18 protein-coding genes and 1 pseudogene are annotated in these 18,005 nt (G+C 57.0%); 7 read left to right on the forward strand and 12 right to left on the reverse strand.

The genetic code is table 11. The features are described from left to right. The first annotated feature begins 148 nt into the window (after positions 1-148). Positions 149-3,778, forward strand: a complete 3,630-nt coding sequence (putA, locus tag R1T46_RS09255) for a bifunctional proline dehydrogenase/L-glutamate gamma-semialdehyde dehydrogenase PutA (protein ID WP_317308063.1) — start codon at positions 149-151, stop codon at positions 3,776-3,778. A 49-nt stretch (positions 3,779-3,827) separates the two neighbouring features. Here putA and R1T46_RS09260 read toward each other — a convergent pair whose 3' ends face one another. Continuing rightward, positions 3,828-4,472, reverse strand: a complete 645-nt coding sequence (locus R1T46_RS09260) for a DsbA family oxidoreductase (protein WP_317308064.1) — start codon at positions 4,470-4,472, stop codon at positions 3,828-3,830. Between the two features lie 231 nt (positions 4,473-4,703). On the opposite strand from R1T46_RS09260, the gene R1T46_RS09265 reads away from it, so the two are divergent. Then, positions 4,704-6,443: a PHB depolymerase family esterase gene (locus tag R1T46_RS09265; protein WP_317308065.1), complete on the forward strand. Its 1,740-nt coding sequence runs from the start codon at positions 4,704-4,706 to the stop codon at positions 6,441-6,443. A 55-nt stretch (positions 6,444-6,498) separates the two neighbouring features. Here R1T46_RS09265 and R1T46_RS09270 read toward each other — a convergent pair whose 3' ends face one another. After that, complete coding sequence (locus tag R1T46_RS09270; RefSeq protein WP_317308066.1) at positions 6,499-7,191, reverse strand: pseudouridine synthase; 693 nt, start codon at positions 7,189-7,191, stop codon at positions 6,499-6,501. Positions 7,192-7,255: 64 nt separating this feature from the next. Between R1T46_RS09270 and mtgA the strand changes: the two genes are divergently transcribed. Then, complete coding sequence (gene mtgA, locus R1T46_RS09275; RefSeq protein ID WP_317308067.1) at positions 7,256-7,957, forward strand: monofunctional biosynthetic peptidoglycan transglycosylase; 702 nt, start codon at positions 7,256-7,258, stop codon at positions 7,955-7,957. 54 nt (positions 7,958-8,011) lie between these two features. Continuing rightward, positions 8,012-8,638, forward strand: a complete 627-nt coding sequence (locus tag R1T46_RS09280; protein ID WP_317308285.1) for a LysE family translocator — start codon at positions 8,012-8,014, stop codon at positions 8,636-8,638. 5 nt (positions 8,639-8,643) lie between these two features. Here the strand turns inward: R1T46_RS09280 and R1T46_RS09285 are convergent, their stop codons facing one another. Further along, positions 8,644-9,345: a lytic transglycosylase domain-containing protein gene (locus R1T46_RS09285; protein WP_317308068.1), complete on the reverse strand. Its 702-nt coding sequence runs from the start codon at positions 9,343-9,345 to the stop codon at positions 8,644-8,646. Between the two features lie 180 nt (positions 9,346-9,525). Here R1T46_RS09285 and R1T46_RS09290 point away from each other — a divergent pair, with 180 nt between their 5' ends. Continuing rightward, positions 9,526-10,050: a shikimate kinase gene (locus R1T46_RS09290; protein WP_317308069.1), complete on the forward strand. Its 525-nt coding sequence runs from the start codon at positions 9,526-9,528 to the stop codon at positions 10,048-10,050. 26 nt (positions 10,051-10,076) lie between these two features. On the opposite strand, the gene R1T46_RS09295 is transcribed toward R1T46_RS09290, so the two are convergent. Next, positions 10,077-10,253, reverse strand: a complete 177-nt coding sequence (locus tag R1T46_RS09295; protein ID WP_007152648.1) for a DUF1328 domain-containing protein — start codon at positions 10,251-10,253, stop codon at positions 10,077-10,079. A 221-nt stretch (positions 10,254-10,474) separates the two neighbouring features. Here R1T46_RS09295 and R1T46_RS09300 point away from each other — a divergent pair, with 221 nt between their 5' ends. Beyond that, entirely contained in the window at positions 10,475-10,954 is a 480-nt protein-coding gene (locus R1T46_RS09300) for a hypothetical protein (protein WP_051947025.1), read from the forward strand. Between the two features lie 144 nt (positions 10,955-11,098). Further along, positions 11,099-11,992, forward strand: coding sequence for a DMT family transporter (locus tag R1T46_RS09305; RefSeq protein ID WP_075197011.1), 894 nt, complete (start codon positions 11,099-11,101; stop codon positions 11,990-11,992). On the opposite strand, the gene R1T46_RS09310 is transcribed toward R1T46_RS09305, so the two are convergent. From R1T46_RS09310 to R1T46_RS09345, 8 genes and pseudogenes are all read right to left on the reverse strand, one after another. After that, positions 11,989-12,732, reverse strand: coding sequence for a maleate cis-trans isomerase (locus R1T46_RS09310; RefSeq protein ID WP_317308070.1), 744 nt, complete (start codon positions 12,730-12,732; stop codon positions 11,989-11,991). The two genes, R1T46_RS09305 and R1T46_RS09310, sit on opposite strands and share 4 nt — an antisense overlap. A 51-nt stretch (positions 12,733-12,783) precedes the next feature. After that, on the reverse strand, positions 12,784-14,667 hold the full coding sequence (locus R1T46_RS09315; RefSeq protein ID WP_317308071.1) for an amidohydrolase family protein: 1,884 nt from the start codon (positions 14,665-14,667) through the stop codon (positions 12,784-12,786). A gap of 51 nt (positions 14,668-14,718) precedes the next feature. Further along, the gene (locus R1T46_RS09320) at positions 14,719-14,937 is read right to left on the reverse strand and encodes a hypothetical protein (protein WP_126811866.1); all 219 of its coding nucleotides are present in this window, start codon (positions 14,935-14,937) and stop codon (positions 14,719-14,721) included. Positions 14,938-15,036: 99 nt separating this feature from the next. Further along, positions 15,037-15,495, reverse strand: a complete 459-nt coding sequence (locus tag R1T46_RS09325; protein WP_286811438.1) for a DUF4112 domain-containing protein — start codon at positions 15,493-15,495, stop codon at positions 15,037-15,039. Positions 15,496-15,499: 4 nt separating this feature from the next. Next, on the reverse strand, positions 15,500-16,207 hold the full coding sequence (locus tag R1T46_RS09330; protein ID WP_036209399.1) for a DUF3581 family protein: 708 nt from the start codon (positions 16,205-16,207) through the stop codon (positions 15,500-15,502). Between the two features lie 165 nt (positions 16,208-16,372). After that, positions 16,373-16,657, reverse strand: coding sequence for a SelT/SelW/SelH family protein (locus R1T46_RS09335; protein ID WP_286811437.1), 285 nt, complete (start codon positions 16,655-16,657; stop codon positions 16,373-16,375). Between the two features lie 35 nt (positions 16,658-16,692). Further along, complete coding sequence (locus tag R1T46_RS09340; protein WP_317308286.1) at positions 16,693-17,469, reverse strand: EAL domain-containing protein; 777 nt, start codon at positions 17,467-17,469, stop codon at positions 16,693-16,695. Between the two features lie 33 nt (positions 17,470-17,502). Further along, a pseudogene (locus R1T46_RS09345) lies at positions 17,503-17,982 on the reverse strand (GGDEF domain-containing protein); the annotation flags it as partial. Positions 17,983-18,005 lie beyond the last annotated feature (23 nt).

Consider the following 18,005-nt stretch of genomic DNA (forward strand, 5'->3'; position numbering starts at 1 on the left):
TCTGAAAATTAATCATTTCACAGGAAAAATGTAAATTTTAATTAACCAAAAAAGCCTGAACGTCGCGCTTGTATGGTTTTTACAGTCAAATAGTCTTTGTCGTTCCCGGTAGAATGCGGGAAAGATAAACAACTGAGAGGGTTCAACCATGAGACCGCAGCAATCAGAGACTCCCACACTGGTCGATAGCCGGCAGGCCATCCGCAATTATTACCTCGCGGACGAACACAAGGTGATTAGTGAGATGATTGCTGGCGCCCAGTTGACCCGGGCAGAGCGCGATGGAATCTCGGAGCGCGCCGCCGATCTGGTACGCAGCGTCCGCAAGAATGCCAAGTCCACCATTATGGAAAAATTCCTGGCGGAGTACGGCCTCACGACCAAGGAAGGCGTTGCACTGATGTGTCTGGCTGAGGCGTTGCTGCGTGTGCCGGACAATATGACCATTCACGAGCTGATCGAAGACAAGGTCACTTCTGGCGCCTGGGGTACTCACGTAGGCAAGGCGTCCTCAGCACTGATCAACACGGCGACCGTGGCGCTGTTGATGACCAGCAATCTATTGAAAGACTCTGAGCGACACAGCGTGGGTGACACGTTGCGTAAGCTGCTGAAGCGTTTCGGCGAGCCGGTCATTCGCACGGTTGCCGGTCAGGCCATGAAGGAAATGGGCCGTCAGTTCGTGTTGGGCCGTGATATCGACGAAGCCCAGGACGAAGCCAAAGAATACATGGAAAAGGGGTATACCTATTCCTATGACATGCTGGGTGAGGCTGCCCGCACCGATGAGGACGCCAAGCGCTATTTCGACTCCTACTCCAATGCCATTGATAGTATTGCCAAGGCCTGCAAAGGCGATGTGCGCAAGAATCCGGGTATCTCCGTCAAACTGTCCGCACTACTGGCCCGATACGAATATGGCAATAAAGAGCGGGTGATGAGCGAACTGCTACCCCGCGCCAAAGAGCTGGTAAAGAAGGCCGCAGCGGCCAATATGGGGTTCAATATTGATGCCGAGGAACAGGATCGGCTTGATCTGTCCCTTGACGTCATTGAAGCCCTGGTCGCGGACCCGGAACTGGCCGGTTGGGACGGTTTTGGTGTTGTGGTTCAGGCTTACGGCAAGCGTTCAGCCTTCGCGTTGGATTGGCTGTACGGGCTGGCTGAGAAGTACGACCGTCGCTTTATGGTGCGCCTGGTGAAAGGCGCGTACTGGGACGCCGAGATCAAACGCGCCCAGGTAATGGGCCTGAGCGGTTTCCCGGTATTCACCCGCAAGGCCTGCAGTGACGTTTCGTTCCTCTCCTGCGCAACCAAGCTGCTGAACATGACCGACCGGATCTATCCGCAGTTCGCCACCCACAATGCCCATTCGGTATCGGCGGTGCTCGAGCTGGCAAAATCCAAAGGCGTGGATAACTATGAGTTTCAGCGCCTGCACGGTATGGGTGAATCACTCCACAACGAAGTGCTGAAAACCAGTGGTGTGCCTTGCCGGATTTATGCCCCGGTTGGCCCCCACAAAGACCTGTTGGCGTATCTGGTACGTCGCCTGCTGGAAAATGGCGCCAACAGTTCCTTCGTGAACCAGATCGTGGACAAGAGCATTACGCCGGAAGAAATCGCCAAAGACCCGATAGACTCCGTTAAAGAGATGGGCAGTAATATCTCAAGCAAGGCGATCGTCCACCCCTTCAAGCTCTTCGGCGAACAGCGCAGAAACTCCAAGGGTTGGGACATCACCGATCCGGTGACGGTTGCGGAAATCAACGAAGGCCGGGATGCCTATCGTGACCATCGCTGGAAAGGCGGTCCGATTATCGCTGGCGAAGTATCCGGTGCGGAAGTGCAAATGGTCCGTAACCCCGCCGACGCGGAAGACACGGTTGGCCATGTGACGCAGGCGTCCGAGGAGGACGTGAACACAGCGATCACCGCAGCTCAGGAAGGCTTCAAGGCCTGGTCGGCCCGGTCCGCCGAAGAGCGGGCCGAGTGTCTTCGCAAGGTCGCTGACCTGTATGAGGAAAATGCCTACGAGCTGTTTGCGCTGGCCACCCGCGAAGCCGGTAAGTCGCTGCTGGATGGCGTCGCTGAGATTCGGGAGGCGGTGGACTTCGCCCAGTTCTATGCCAACGAAGGTATTCGCTACAAGGACAGCGGTGAGTCGCGCGGAGTCGTGGTGTGTATTTCGCCCTGGAACTTCCCGCTGGCGATCTTTACCGGCCAGATTCTTGCCAACCTGGTAGCAGGCAATGCTGTGTTGGCCAAGCCGGCCGAGCAGACCTCGCTATTGGCGGTAAGGGCCGTGGAGCTGATGCACCAGGCCGGTATTCCGGAAGATGTGATCCAGTTGCTGCCGGGCACCGGTGCGACGGTTGGCGGGGCGTTGACATCCGATTCGCGGGTCGCCGGCGTTTGCTTCACCGGCTCGACCGCAACGGCTCAGCGCATTGACAAGAAAATGAGCGAGAACATGGCCCCCGATGCCACCCTGGTGGCGGAAACCGGTGGCCTGAATGCCATGATCGTGGACTCCACGGCACTGCCTGAGCAGGTGGTGCGTGATGTTCTGGCGTCGTCTTTCCAGAGCGCGGGCCAGCGTTGTTCGGCACTGCGCATGCTGTATGTGCAAAAAGACATTGCCGATCATCTGTTGGAAATGCTGTATGGCGCAATGGACGAGTTGGGCATTGGTGATCCCTGGTTATTGTCCACCGATGTTGGTCCGGTGATTGATGAAACGGCCAGGAAGAAGATTGTCGACCATTGTGACAAGTATGAAGCCAAGGGTCGTCTGACGAAGAAAATAGCGGTGCCGGAGAAAGGCAACTTCGTGTCACCTGCGGTGATCAGTGTCAGCGGCATCGAAGAGCTGGAAGAAGAAATCTTCGGCCCGGTGCTGCATGTGGCCACATTTGCGGCCAAGGATCTGGACAAAGTTGTCGATAGCATCAACGCCAAGGGCTATGGACTGACCTTCGGTGTTCACAGTCGTGTTGACCGCCGCGTTGAACGCATCGCCAGCCGTATCAAGGTGGGGAACACCTATGTTAACCGCAATCAGATCGGTGCCATTGTCGGTTCCCAGCCGTTCGGCGGTGAAGGGCTTTCAGGCACCGGCCCCAAGGCCGGTGGCCCGCAGTACGTGCGTCGTTTCCTGAAAAGCGAAACGGTTGAACGCCCGGCGGATGCCAGCGCCAAAACGGTGGATATCAAGAAGCTTGAAGGGCTGATTGGCAAGGTGGCGGATGTAAAAGCGCCCGCGCCGGAGCCACGAATTGAAGCCATGAAGCCGATTTTCGGAGATGTGCCAGCACCGCTGGACGCCCATGCCGAGGAATTGCCGGGGCCAACGGGTGAGCTGAACCGCCTGAGCAATCATGCCCGGGGTGTGGTGGTCTGTCTCGGTCCGGACAAGGAGGCCGCATTGGAGCAGGCCGCAACGGCATTGTCCCAGGGCAACAAGGTGGTTGTGATTGCGCCGGGTACCCAGGATACGGTTGATCGTGCTGCCAAGGCTGGTTTGCCGATTGTGGGTATTGAGGGTCTGTTGGAGCCAGAGGCATTGTCCCAGGCGCGTGGTTTCCAGGCAGCCGTAAGCTGCGCTGAGCCATCCTTGCTGAAAGAGTACCGTCAGGCTCTGGCGAAGCGGGAAGGTGCGCTGCTACCGCTGATCACCGAGCACAAGCTTGACCAGCGGTTTGTGATTGAGCGCCACCTGTGCGTGGACACCACGGCCGCGGGTGGCAACGCCAGCCTGATTGCGGCATCCGAGTAACGACCTGTCACCTCGCAACGCCCAGGGAAGGGCGTTGCGAGGGTTTTGGTCAGGCAGAGTCAGCGATCTCCCGGAACGCGTTGATCAGGGTGTCTGGCTCCTGCGCACCGGATATCAGGTATTTCTGGTTAATGATGTACGCAGGAACCGCTGACACCCCCGCCTGCTGATACTGCGTTTCTTCCTCTCGCACAGCCTCTGCATACTGGTCAGATGCCAGTACCTCGCGCGCTTGCGAGCCGTCCAGGCCAATCGTTTCCACACAGTGGATCAGCGTATCCGGATTGGAAATATTCTCACCGCGTCCGAAATAGGCTTCGAAAAACGCCAGTTTCATATCGGTCTGCTTGCCCTGTTCACCGGCCCACTTCACCAGCCTATGGGCATCAAAGGTGTTTCGAGTGTAGCGTTCCTGGAGTTTCTCGAAATTCAGTCCCAGCCCCTTGGCAATGTCCATCATCTGCGCCTGATTGGCTCTCATCTCGTCCTCACTACGGCCGTATTTGCGGCTCAGGGCGGGCAGGATAGGTTCACCGTCCCCGGATGGATCCGGGTTCAACTCAAAGGCATGCCATGCAACGGTGAAGTCCATGTCGTCTTTCAGGGCGTCCATCGCCTTTTCCAGGCGGGCATAGCCAATGGCGCACCAGGGGCAGGCAATATCGGAAACAATGTCGATGGCTATTTGGGTCATGGTGGCTCCTGTGTGTAAGGGCGAATAAGGGCAGGGTACCTGAAAGTTGAGCGAATGACTGCCCGTGCAGGCTCTTGGCCGTCCGGGCGCTCGGACACCCTGTCCGGCGTTCCGGGCATACCTTTACTCGGCCCCCTCCCTGGGATGAGGGAAATCAGCAACCTGCAATCCTGGCACGTATCTTTCAGTTCCAACACTGCCGAACAATAAATCCAATAAAAGGAGCTCAAGATGTTCCAACTCATCGCACGTCAGGTGCGTGGTGGCACGCTATCGGCATTGCTGGCCTCCGCCGCCCTGATGATTCCTGCTCTTCCTGCGTTCGCAGGCCAGACAGATTCCTATACCCTGCCACAGCAATCCTACAACCAGTCCAGAGCCCGTAACTACAAGGTGTACGTGCCCTCGAACGTGCAATCGCCTGCACCCATGGTGATGGCATTGCATGGTTGCAAACAGACCAACAACGACGTGCTCAATGACTGGGGGTTGAAAGCCGCCGCCGATGAGTACGGATTCATTCTGGTTGCCCCCTTCATTACCAGCTACGACGGGCTGCGTAATGAAAACTGTTGGGGCTTCTGGTTTGATCACCATCGCCACGAAGGCGCCGGCGAAGTGGAAGACCTGCACCAGATTGCACAGGCTGTTGAGGCCAATTACACCATTGACGCCAATCGCCGTTATATCACCGGCCTGTCTTCCGGCGGTGCCATGGCAACCGTAGCCTCGGTGGCCCACAACGAATACTGGGCGGCGGCCGCGCCTGCCTCGGGCCTGCCGTACGGTGAGGATTCTGCGTCTGTCTCGTTGTCCGGACAGTGTCCCGGCAGTGCGACGTTTCACAGCGTATCGCGGGTATCCTCCGACATGCAGTCGGAGGTGGACGACCAGTATCCAATCCCGCTCATGGTGTTGCAGAACGAGAATGACTGCACTGTGGTGAAAGAGGCGGCTGATAACACCCGGGATGCGCACCTACAGGTGTTCGGCGAGTCCGGGTTCAAGACTACGGGCCAAGCCTATGCTTCCTCTGTCGCCTGTTCGCCTTACTACCAGAACAACCACAGCTGCGAGCACATCCGTTATACCCAGGATGGCACCAGCGGAACACGTTCGGTGGTTGAAACCGTCTACCTGGATGGACCCTTGTCGACACCCAATACCCAGGACACCAACCATGGCCATTATTGGGTAGGTGGCGAGAATGGTAATAATGGCAAATGGTCCGTGAGGGTGGGGCCCAGTTATCCGGATATTATCTGGGATTTCTTTAACCGTCACAGCCGCGATGGAACCGAGCCTGAGGGTTTCCCGGTCATCACGTTGATCGGCGATAACCCGATGACGGTGGCGATCAACACCACGTTTACCGATCCGGGTGCCACCGGGCAGGATGCCGAGGACGGTTCATTGACGGTAACGGCTGACTGCAGTGGGGTGGATACGTCAACGGTTGGAACCTACACCTGTGACTACAGTGCGACCGACAGCGACAGCAACACCACGACAAAAAGCCGTCAGGTCGAGGTGTATGATCCCAACGCACCAACCGAGACCTGCGAGCAGGCGACAGCGTCGCCCAGTGCCCACATCTCGGCAAACCGGGCCTACGCTGGAGGTAACTCCAACCTGAGGGCCTATGCCAGTGGCGACGACATCGACATCGGGGGCTCCTTCGACACCTGGAGCAATGTCACCCTCTATGAGGGCGATCCGGGGCTATGGTATACGTCCGAACCCAGCGCCTGCAGCGGAACCGGCGGAGGCGGTGATGATGGCTCCGGCGGCGATGTCACCTGCCAGGACTGGAACGACACCCATCTCAACCATGATACCGCTGGCCGGGCGTACTATTCAGGGGGGTACTACACCACCGGTGGGAACGATTACCTGGGCGCGGTATCCGGCACCTACAGCTGGGTGAAGGAGACCGACAGCGGCGTCTTCGAAGCCGGCCAATGTAACTGATCGCCATCGAAGACCGGCGATCACAGGGGGCGGGAAACCGCCCCCTGTTTCGTTGTTATTCCAGAATAACTTCGCGGGTGGTGAGTGGTCGGAATTCCCCGGGCTTCAGCGTTGGGTCCAGTGTGATCGCGCCCATTTGTTCCCGGTGCAGGCTACTCACACGGTTGCCCGTTGCGTGGAACATACGCTTGATCTGATGATAGCGGCCCTCGTAGATCGTTACCCTGGATTCGTTGGCAGACAGCGGCTCCAGGCGCGCAGGCGAGGTGGTCAGCTGTTCGTATTCGAACCAGATTCCTTGTGCGAAGTGCTCTATGGCATCGGTTGAAACCGGTTCGACCGTGGTGACCCGGTAGACTTTGGGGAGCTTTCCCCTGGGCTCCGTAAGCCTTCGTGACCAGGTTCCATCATTGGTCAGTATCAACAAACCGGTGCTGGCGCGGTCGAGCCTACCGGCAATGTGAAGGTCTTTTCGCAGTTCCGGGTCGATCAGCTCCATTACGGTTTTGTGAACCTTGTCTGCCGTGGCACTGAGGTATCCGGCCGGTTTGTTCAGCATCAGGTAGTGGGCCAGGTCCCCGTGCTGGATTACACTGCCGTTGCAGGCTACAGTGCTGAAACGGTCGACTTCCCGGGCTGTCTCCCTGCAGATACAACCGTCCACTGTAACCGTTCCGGCGGCGACCAGAGCGTTGGCCTGCTTGCGGCTGACACCGTTTTGATTACTGAGAATTCGGGAAAGCTTCATAGTGGCAATGTTATAGTCTTTCCGACTTTCTCCGTGATTCCCAAACCTGCGTGATGATAACACCGTGGCTCAACGATCCGTGATCCAAAAATCCCTGCGTGCGCTTGCCTGGTTACTGGTGGGCTTTTTGCTGCTGATAATCGCATTGATTGTCTTGCTACGGTTCGTGAATCCGCCGACGTCCACCTTCATGCTGGGGCATCTGTTTTCCGGTTCCAGCCACGAGCTCAGACAAGAGTGGGTTAGCCTGGACGAGATATCACCCTGGGTACCGTTGGCAGTGGTGGCCAGTGAGGATCAACGCTTTCCGTACCATCAAGGGGTGGATTTCAGTGCCATTCGCAAGGCACTTGCGGAATATCGTGCGGGCCAGGGGTTGCGGGGCGCCAGCACCATCACCCAGCAAACGGCAAAAAACCTGTTCCTGTGGAACGGACGCAGTTTCGTACGCAAGGCGTTGGAGGCCGGGCTGGCGCTCGGTATCGACGCCATCTGGCCGAAGCGTCGGATCATGGAGGTGTACCTGAATATCGCCGAATTCGGCCATGGGATCTACGGTGTTGAGGCTGCCAGTTGGGCCTTTTTCGGCATCCCCGCCAGCCGGCTGTCGCAAACCCAGGCAGCACGGCTTGCCGCGGTTCTTCCCAACCCGAAAGTGCTCAGTGCCGCCAGTCCCTCGTCCTATGTATGGGAGAGGGTGGCCTGGATTCGTGGGCAGATGGCTCAGCTGTCGGGGTTGCATTATCTGCGTGGACTGTATAATTAAGAGTTTCGTTTCTCTTAACGTCCAATATTCTTTCAATGTAAGAGTCTGCCCGTGATGTCACTGAACCTGGCCTTGTTGTCTGCGTTTATCCCAACCTTCTTTGTGGTGTCCATTACGCCGGGTATGTGTATGACCCTGGCGCTGTCCCTCGGCATCACTATTGGCGTGAAGCGGGCGTTGTGGATGATGGCCGGAGAATTGGTTGGTGTGGCCGTAGTGGCGACTGCAGCGGCGGTGGGTGTGGCCACCTTCATGTTGAAATACCCAACGGCATTCGCTGTATTTAAGTATGCAGGCGGCGCCTACCTTGCCTGGCTGGGCATCCAGATGTGGCGGTCGCGGGGTAAAATGGCCATGCCGGAAGAGGATTCGCAACCGGTGGAGAGCTCACGATTACAACTGGCGCTCCAGGGGTTTGTGACCGCTATTGCCAACCCCAAGGGCTGGGCGTTTTTCATCGCGCTATTGCCACCGTTTATCGACAGTAAGCTGCCGATAGCACCACAACTTACGGCTCTCATCCTGATTATATTGGGATTGGAGTTCCTCTGCCTTCAGCTCTATGCCCATGGTGGAAAGACTCTGCGCAAGGCGCTAAAGCAGGGCGGTGGTGTTCGCACGGTTAACCGCGTGGCTGGCAGTCTGATGGTTCTGGTGGGCGCCTGGCTGGCGTTCGGTTAGGCCGGTCAGTTACTGGCGTAGCGCTGGTGAAGGATTCCAACCCGTTCCACGTAGGCGCGAGTTTCTGCGTAGGGTGGTATGCCACCATGGCGCCCGACAGCTCCAGGGCCGGCATTGTAAGCGGCCGTTGCCAGCTTGATGTCACCGTCGAAGCGCTTGAGCATACGGGCCAGGTAATTGACTCCACCGCGAATGTTCTCCGGGGCAACCATGGCATTACGAACACCCAGCTCCTCTGCGGTGGCAGGCATTAACTGCATCAGCCCCTGGGCTCCCTTGGGCGACAGGGCTTTGTCATTAAACGCCGATTCTGCATGGATGACGGCCCGAACAAGAGCGGGGTCAACGTTGAACTCCCTGGCGGCCGTCTTGATCTCATCCCGGTAGGGCGACAGGAACAGCGGTGTGGTGCGCCAATTCACGTTGGAATCCGGGTCACAGGCGTAGCAGTGGAACCGGATGACATCGAAATTCAAGCTGGCGGGCTGGATACCGCTATAGGCAACCACGCCATTGTCGTCGGTATAACGGTAAACCACTTCGTCTTTTGTCGACGCACGCTTCTCGCCACTGCCCTTAACGTTGGTGTACTCCACGGTACCGTCGGCGTGCACAATGCGTTTGATACTGTCCGCCAATACGGGCGCAGCGAAGGCCAGTAGAAGAAATGCCAGCGAGGGAGTGAAAAGGGTTTTTCTGCTTATCATCGTTGACTCTTGGAGTGCATGATCAAGAACGCCGCCCGCATTCGTGAATAACAACCATACCGCGGATTATACGGCGTTAATTGGCTGAAGAAACCGCAATGTTTGTCGGAAAAGTGTTACTTTTCTCAATATAGCCGCTCAATTCTCATTGTTGGCGAAAATCCCGGAGACCCTGTGCCCTTGAATACGTCCCGCAGCAACGTTGTACTCATCGGAATGCCCGGCAGCGGTAAAAGCACGGTTGGGGTGCTGCTGGCAAAACAGCTTGGTTTGGGGTTTATTGATACGGACCTGCTGATTCAGGAGGAAGCAGGCCGTACCTTACAGGACATAGTCGACGGCGATGGCTATCAGGCACTAAGGCGAATCGAGGAGCAGGTATTGCTGAGGCTGGATGTGCGGCGTCAGGTGATATCCACGGGCGGTAGTGCTGTCTACAGCGAACCTGCGATGACTCACCTGAAAGCTGATGGTCTCGTGGTGTTTCTTGATATTCCGCTGGAGGTGGTCGTTGCGCGGATAGGGGATTATAGCGCCCGGGGCATCTCCCGGCGACCGGATCAGTCGCTGGAACAGCTGTTTTGGGAACGTTTTGAGCTTTACTCGAGGGCTGCGGACGTGACGGTAAATTGTGTTGGCAAGAGTCAGGAGGATGTGTGCGATGACATATCGTCGGTGATACTGCAGATGCCGGCGACACGTTAAAAACATGCCGCCGGAAGCGAAGACTTCTAGGGTTTTGGTCCTTTGCCCCGAAGCGCGTTGGCCACCAGTGAAATAACCAGCAGAACCAGAAAGATAAAGAACAGAATTTTCGCAAACCCTGCGGCTGTCCCCGCGATACCACCAAAACCAAGTACGCCGGCGATTACCGCGACGATCAGGCATACAATAGCCCAATAGAGCATAGTATTTCTCCTGTTGTGTAACGTCACCTTCAAAGTGGCACATGGGCCTGAAAGCCACAAATAGTGGAAGTCCGAAAACGCTTCGCAAGAGAATGATTTGTGCTGCAAACGATTGTTTTGTTGGTCTAATTACCTTTATTGTCGGTTGATTAAGCTTTGCTAAGGTGCGGTTTTACGACAAAAGTTGTTACTGTCTACCAAATAATATCGGGAGAATTTCAATGCTCTTCAAACAACTCGGTTATTCTCTGGCTTTCGTTCTTGCACTTGGCATGTCCGGTTCCCTGCAGGCGGAATCGTCCGGGGATTCTTCGGTTGAGTCGCTAAAAAAAGAAACCCGCGAGCTTGGCCAGGCGTTGCAGGAGTTCGGTGCGGACCAGAAAGCAGAGGCGGAAACAGCCATTGAAAATACGCTCTCAGCTCTCGACAAGCGCATAGACACGCTACAGCAGGAACTGGATCAGAATTGGGACGACATGAGTGACACGGCCCGGGAACGGTCAAGGAAAAGCCTTGAGTCACTGCAGGAGCAGCGGCAACGCGTCCAGCAATGGTATGACGAGCTGCAGGCCAGTTCATCCTCCGCCTGGGAACGTGCCAAGCAGGGCTTCTCCAACGCCTACGACGCTTTGTCAGAACAGTGGAATGAAACCGAGCGCAAACTGATGGACGACTCGGACAAGAAGAACGACAGCATTTAGACGGCGTTTCGGAATTGCACCGGCCATACAGACCCGCCCTGAACATCTGTACTGGTTGTTAATTCCGTTTACTGTATCTGTTTTGTTTGTCAGTCACAGGTTACAGTGGGCAGACTCACATTCGTCTGCCTCTCGGTTAACCGTATGCCCCCGATTTTCTATTCGTTTTTTGTGCCGGCGCTCTTTGTTTGGCTGTGGAGCACGGGCTTCATTGGCGCCAAGTATGGTTTACCCTTCGCTGAGCCGTTTACGCTCCTGCTGATACGCATGCTGTTTACGCTGGTACTGCTCAGCGTACTCGCCTGGATAATGAAAACCCGCTGGCCTGGTTGGCGTGGTGCCGGTCATCTGGCGGTTACCGGCCTGCTGGTGCATGGCTGTTATCTGGGCGGGGTTTACTACGCGATTCAGGGGGGCATGCCGTCGGGAATCGTGTCGCTTATTGTCGGCCTGCAGCCGCTGGTAACGTCGGCCGTGGCCATTCTGGTGCTGAAGGAAAGTGTCTCGAGCCGGCAATGGCTGGGCCTGGCACTGGGCCTGGTCGGTGTAACACTGGTGTTGCTGGAAAAGTTCGGCGGTGGTGCTTCCGCCTCCGATTTCCCGCTTTGGACTCTGCTTTGGGCTGCGCTGTCCCTGGGCGGAATATCCTTGGGCACGGTGTACCAGAAACGTAACGGCACCCAGTCGGATCTCGTCGCAGGTACGTTCATTCAGTACAGTGCTGCGGCAACGTTTTTCGCCGTTGGTGCCTTTGCGTTTGAAACCCGTGAGGTGGTGTGGGCTCAGCCGTTGATCTGGTCGATGGTCTGGCTGGTGTTCGGTGTTTCCATCGGGGCGATTCTGCTGTTGATGTGGCTTATCAGGCGCGGTGCTGCCTCACAGGTGGCCAGTCTTTTCTATCTGGTGCCACCTGTCACAGCGCTGGAAGCGTACTGGCTGTTTGATGAAAGGCTGGGCGTGCTTGCGATGATTGGGGGTGTTATCTCCATCACCGGGGTTGCCCTGGTGGTAACGCAGCAGCGAAAACAGGCGGCCTAGTTCCAGGGGTCTACCCGGAACAGGGTACCCAGGCCGGATTGCGGGGTCAGTTTGCCGCACAGCCTCAGCCCCTCCCAGAAGCTGACCTGATTAGCGGTCAGTACCGGCTTGCCCGCCGCTGCCTCCAGGTCTTCCAGCCAGGCGGCGGAATGCAATGCGGTATCGGGAATCAATAGCGCATCTGCGTCCGGGTGGTCATTGTCCGTCACGAACCTCAATACGGCCTCTTTCTCCAGCGTGCCCACCTCCGCTGCGGTAATAATGCCGCGGCAGTTTATGTGCACTACCTCGATATCGAAGTGCTCCAGAAAGGTTTTGAACAGCAGGGCTATGTCCCGCGGGTAGGTAGCCGCGATGGCGACCCGCCTGGCGTTGATGGCGGTAACCGCCCTGGCGAATGCCATGGCCGTGGTAGAGGCCGGGATATGAAGCAGGTTTTCGAGCGTCTCGATCTGTTCCCCTATACCGTCGATGCCACGAACGAAACTGGCACTGGTGGAGGTCCATAGAACGGCTTCCATATCCGCACTTTCAAGGTGTCCGGCTCCTTCCGTAAGGCGCGCTGGGCTTCCCATTTCGGTGAGTGCGTCAACGGTATGAGCATCCTCATCGAACGCCGTATGTACGACTCTCACCTCAGCCGGTGGCGAGATCATTCCGGCCAGACGTGGGTAGTCATCCTCGGCAGCGTGTCCAGGATAAAGAAAGGCAAGGCGGGGAACCGGTGTGTTCTTGTCCATGCCTGAACAGTATTAGAGTTCAGGCAGTGTTGGCAACAGGATTGCGGGATGTCAGAAGGTGGTGTCCAGTACGGTGCCCATTTTTTTCTGACCCAGTGCATTGTCGAACGACGTTCCGTGCCACGCTGGATGACCTGCGATCATCACCAGGGGCACCACACCGTCGGTGCGGTTAACCAGTTGTTCGTGCTGAAATGCCTCACGGTACTGACGTTGCACCGTATTGTTGTGGTCCATGCGGCGCAGGGCTGACGGGTCTACCAGGATAAGGTCGGCCTGATCGCCCACTTCGATGCCGCCCCCTTTGACGCCAAACACGCGAGCGGGGTCTCGGGTGAGACGGCGTACCATATACGCTACATCTATATCACCGCCGTCAGAGGCCAGTTTCAGGGCTCTGAGGTTGCCGTCGTAAAAGGCCATGTTGGTGAGATGGGCACCACTGTCATTGAAGCCCGGCAGCAGTTGCCGATCCATCAGCAGGTTGCGGACAACGCGTTCGTTCCGATTCGCGGACACGGTATACCAGCTCAGATCACGGTCGAACGCCCGCAGCATCGCCAGCACGAAATCGCCTTCGTCCTTCACCCCAGAGAAGTGGTCTTTCAGCAGGGCCCGTTCCGCATCGCTGCCTTCGAGTGGTTTTCCTGCGTTGGCGGCATTCACCCGAGCGAAGACATCGGCAAAGGTATGGCCTTGCCATTCTCTCAGGGGGCATACGTCGATGGTCATGTCCGCCAGGGTACGGTTGAAGGCGTAGTCCTCCAGGCGTACCAGCCGTTTGAGGCGCTTGAGGCCAAAACCGGTTTTGCCGCTCATCCACATGGCTTTGAACGACGCGATGTAGGCTGGATCGTTGAGGATTTTCAGCCGGCTTTCACGGTCCTCCAGTTCGGTCTCATTGAGAATACGCAGTTCCTCAATCTCCTCGGAGAGCGGCGTTACGGCGCCGTCGGACCATACCTTGAAGGGGGCGGCCAGGGCCTGCAGGTGGAAGTCACCCCGCAAAAGTCGGGAATTGAGAACCCGGGCCAGCAATCTCGCCAGCCGCACGATCTTGCGGTTGCTTTGCACATCCAGGGCAGCCACCACCGTTGTTCTGAGTGGTTTGCCGTGGAGTAGGCCACAACTGAGCAGAAAGGTCTTGATGGTGCCCATGGTGCTGTCTTTCGGTGGCGTGGCCTGCCAGACACCGCCCTTGCGCCGTACCACGTCCGTCAGCCGTTTGATTTCCGGGTACTTGGCGAACTGCGTGGGTATGGTCTTGCGGGTGTTGGGCTGGTTGGCCAGGTAATGGAACGGCAGGGCATCGGTGGAGAATCCGGCATAGCCGTCATCCATGGCCTGCTCCAGCAAGGCCTCCATGGCATTGAGTTCGTCTTCCGTGGGGTCACGGGAAATGCTGGCGTCAAACCCCATGACCTCAATCCGCAACATTGAGTGCGGCACCATGGTGACCAGATTCGGGCCCAGGCTAAGTCTGTTCAGATGCTGGATGTATTCCTTCGGGTTCTTCCAGTCCACTCGATCGGCGGTCGCCCGCAGGACGTCCTTGGGAATGTTCTCCACTCGGGCGTAACAGTCCACAATCGGGTCTGCACCGTCCTTGCGCTGTGCGCCAAACGCCAGCCCCAGGCTACAGTTGGCAATGACAACCGTGGTGGTGCCATGGCGCACGGATTCGGGCAGGCCAGGGGCAACCTCCAGCTCCAGGTCGTAGTGGGTATGAATGTCAAACAACCCTGGCATGGCCCAGCGTTCAGTGGCATCGATGACCTTGTGCGCTTTTTGCGGATCAAGGTCCGGCCCTCGTGCTGCGACCCTGCCATCTGCGATGGCGATGTCTTCGCGGACCGGTAATTCGCCAATACCGTCGAAGACCTTGGCACCCTGGATCAGATAGTCCCAGACTGTATCGGGTGTGGTATCGCTCATGCGTGCCTCATGGTTTGTTGTTATGGTTCTCCCTAGAAGCCAGACGGGGTGCTAGGGCCTGATCTCGGTGGTGCTACCGGCCGGATTGGCGGGCTCATCCTTGGCTATAACATAGATGGCGCCGAGCACGATGGCCAGGGCTGCGATCAGAACGCCGGCGGCGCCGATAATCATTTTGGGCCTGGAGCTCTGAAGGCTCCCGCATTCCGGGCATTTAGGCGTTTCGGTGGGAAGGCTGGCTCCGCAGTTGGAGCATTGGGTCTTTGCCATGTTGTCTGTCCTCTTGGTGATGACGGGTCACAGGCATAGGGTGACATGTACCGAGTTAAGGCCAGAAAGCATTGGGGATAAATCCGTAGTGACCCTGAGTCAGAGCGCAAATACCGCCACAAGGGCGGTGAATACTGCCAGGGTGCCCACGATCACCAGGAATTGCATCCAGGGGAACCGCGGCTTTTGCGGAACGTTCAGTTCGGTTTCCAGGTGCTCCCTGAGCAGTTGGGTATTCCGGACATTGGCCTTCCAGGCGAAGTCGAAGACGTCGCCAATGACCGGAACAAGGCCGCCGAAAAAGTCGATCAGCATGTTCCTGACCATTTGCTGTTTGACCCGGGGGCTGGCTCCGGCACGGTGCGCTTCCAGGAGTACGTAGCAGGACATGAGCAGCCCGGCCAGGTCGCCGAGTACCGGAACAAGGCCGATGATGGGTTCCAGCCCGATCCGAAAGCGCGTGAAGGGTATGCCAATAGCGTTATCGGCCATCTGACTGAATCGGTTCAGGCGGGCCAGAGCTGCCTGTTTCTCTTCCTGGCTTACGGGCGTTGACATCCCATCAATCCCAGGATTTTTCCTTGAGCCGATAGAACTCCTCGACCACGGCATCCATGGCACCGGCGTCATAGTCACGAAGGCCACTGACCACAAGCTTTTTGGAAACCTCGCCGGCAACGTTGCCGTCTGAGATCAGCCGGTAGTCCAGTGAGACATTGCCACGCTTTCCGTCCGGCTTCAGCTCCGCGTTATGGAGTTCAAGGTCGGGGCTTGGCGCATCAAGCGTATCCAGGGCCAGGCTCATGCTTTGATACATGATCATTGGCCGGTCCGGATTGAACATCACGCCAGCATTTTCCATTAGCGGTTTGAGCGTATGGGGGAAGTTCTTGCCGGACGCGGCCACGTAGCAGCGAGTGAAGTTCTCAATCACGGTGTCATCGTGAGTCCGCTCACCACTGCGTTCCACCTCGATGTAGACCTTGTCATTCTGATCGTAGACGCGAATCAGGCCGTCGTCGTCCTCGCGGAAGTCCAGTGGAACATTTTCGCCGAGCAGGCTGCGAAAATGGAAGGTCATCTGTCGGGACAGGCCGAAGTGTGACAATAGCAGGGCAAACAACAGGTCTCCGGGAACACAGAAACGCCGGGCATCCGGATTGTGGATCGGATTAAAATCACCGGCCACTTCCTTGGCAAATCGACTGGCCTGGGTCGCGCTGATCAGTACGAGTCCGTTCTGGGTGGCGTGGTAGCGTTCAAGAAACATGCGTTGCCTTTTCGTTTTCGCAAATAGAGATGCCATGATAGTGGCCTGAAACGTCCTTTGCAGCAAGACACTACGAAACCAATGTCTAAGGCCTGGACGTAAATAAATGGTTTCGCTATGTCGCCCGGCGATGATGGCGGCCGGTTTGCATGTACACCAGAGTGCTCAGGCTGTGGGTACCCCGTCGGTATGGCCGAGTGATCGATCGGGCGAGACTTCATTTCGAACCAGTTGCTTCAGTTCCCGGATGTCGGGGAAGCCTTGCTGTTCCTTACGTGACCAGATGCGTTTGCCATTGACGTGAATTTCAAAAATTCCGCCTGTGCCCGGTATCAGGGTCAGTTCGTTCAGCTCCTCTTCAAAGGTGCTCAACAGTTCCTGGGCTATCCAGGCGGATCGAAGCATCCACTTGCAGCCCGTACAGTACGTGATTCTTACGCTGTTTGGCATGGGTGGTCTCCCGTTGATTCGGTGATTGTGGTGTTTCAGGCTTTTGCGGTGGCCCCCAGACTATCCATCCGCCGGGGTTTTGCAATACAGAATCCCTGCCCGAAATCTACCTGGATCTCTTTAAGCAGCTCTAATGTCTCCATATCTTCCACATATTCGGCGATGGTTTTCATGTCGAGGAAATGACACAACTCGGTGATGGATCGAACCAATGCGTAGTTGGTCAGGTTACTGGCCATGTCACGGACGAATATGCCGTCCACCTTGACGTAGTCCACCGGTAGTTTTTGCAGGTAGGCGTAGGAGGACAGGCCGGTTCCGAAGTCGTCCAGTGCAAACCGGCACCCAAGCCGCTTCATCTCGGTCATGAAATCGGCGGCGTAATGCAGGTTGGTAACGGCGGACGTCTCGGTGACTTCGAAACAGATCTGATGGGTGAGGGCGTTGTGCTGCTTCATCCTCGTTTCCAGGGCGAACAGAAAGGCGTCGTCACTCAATGATGCGCCGGAGAGGTTGATGTTGAACGTATGGATGCTCTCCATGGCGCCTGGGTGTCCTTCCATCCAGTCTATTGCTTCGTCAATCACCCAAAGGTCAACACGGGAACTCCGGCGGAACTGTTCCGCGGCCTCAATGTAACTTTGTGGGGAAATTTCCTGGCCGGAGGAGTTCTGAAGGCCTAGCAGCAGTTCGTACATGTCACCGTTGCTGCCATCAGTCAGGGGAAGGATCCGCTGTGCTCTCAGGTACAGGCTGCCATCGCGTATGCTGCGGTCAATTTCGGGTACCCACTGGGGGCCCGAGGTGGGCACTTGCTGGGATTGGTCCCGAACCAGTTCAACGCTGTTTCCGCCTTTCTTCTTGGCGGATTTGAGCGCCAGGTTGGCCTGGTTCATCAGTTCGCCGGCAGAGCGTAGGGTGTCTTCGAAAGGGCACACGCTCGCACTCAGGGTGGCGGAGAATTCGGTGTCGTCAACGGTATGTGACTCGGTTCGAAAGGCGTCACGCAGCCGTTCGGAGAAATCCAGTCCTTCCTCCACCGGCATCTTTTGGGCCAGCAGTGCGAATTCGTTACCTCCCAGTCGACCGATGCAGTGATCGCCGGAGTGTCCCGAAGCCTGATCCTGAAGCAGGGAGGCAAACCGTTTCAGGAGCTCGTCGCCGACGCCGGTGCCATAGGTGGCATTGATCACACTGAATTCGTCGATGTCGAACACCATCAGGGTATGACTACCGGGTTTGCCGTCCATTACGGACAGGGCCTGGGCCAACTGCTTCTCGAAATCATGCCGGTGAAGACATCCCGTGAGGGCGTCGTGAGTGGCTTCGAAGTTGAGCTTGCTGTAGA

Source organism: Marinobacter salarius (assembly GCF_032922745.1).
Taxonomy (GTDB): Bacteria; Pseudomonadota; Gammaproteobacteria; order Pseudomonadales; family Oleiphilaceae; genus Marinobacter.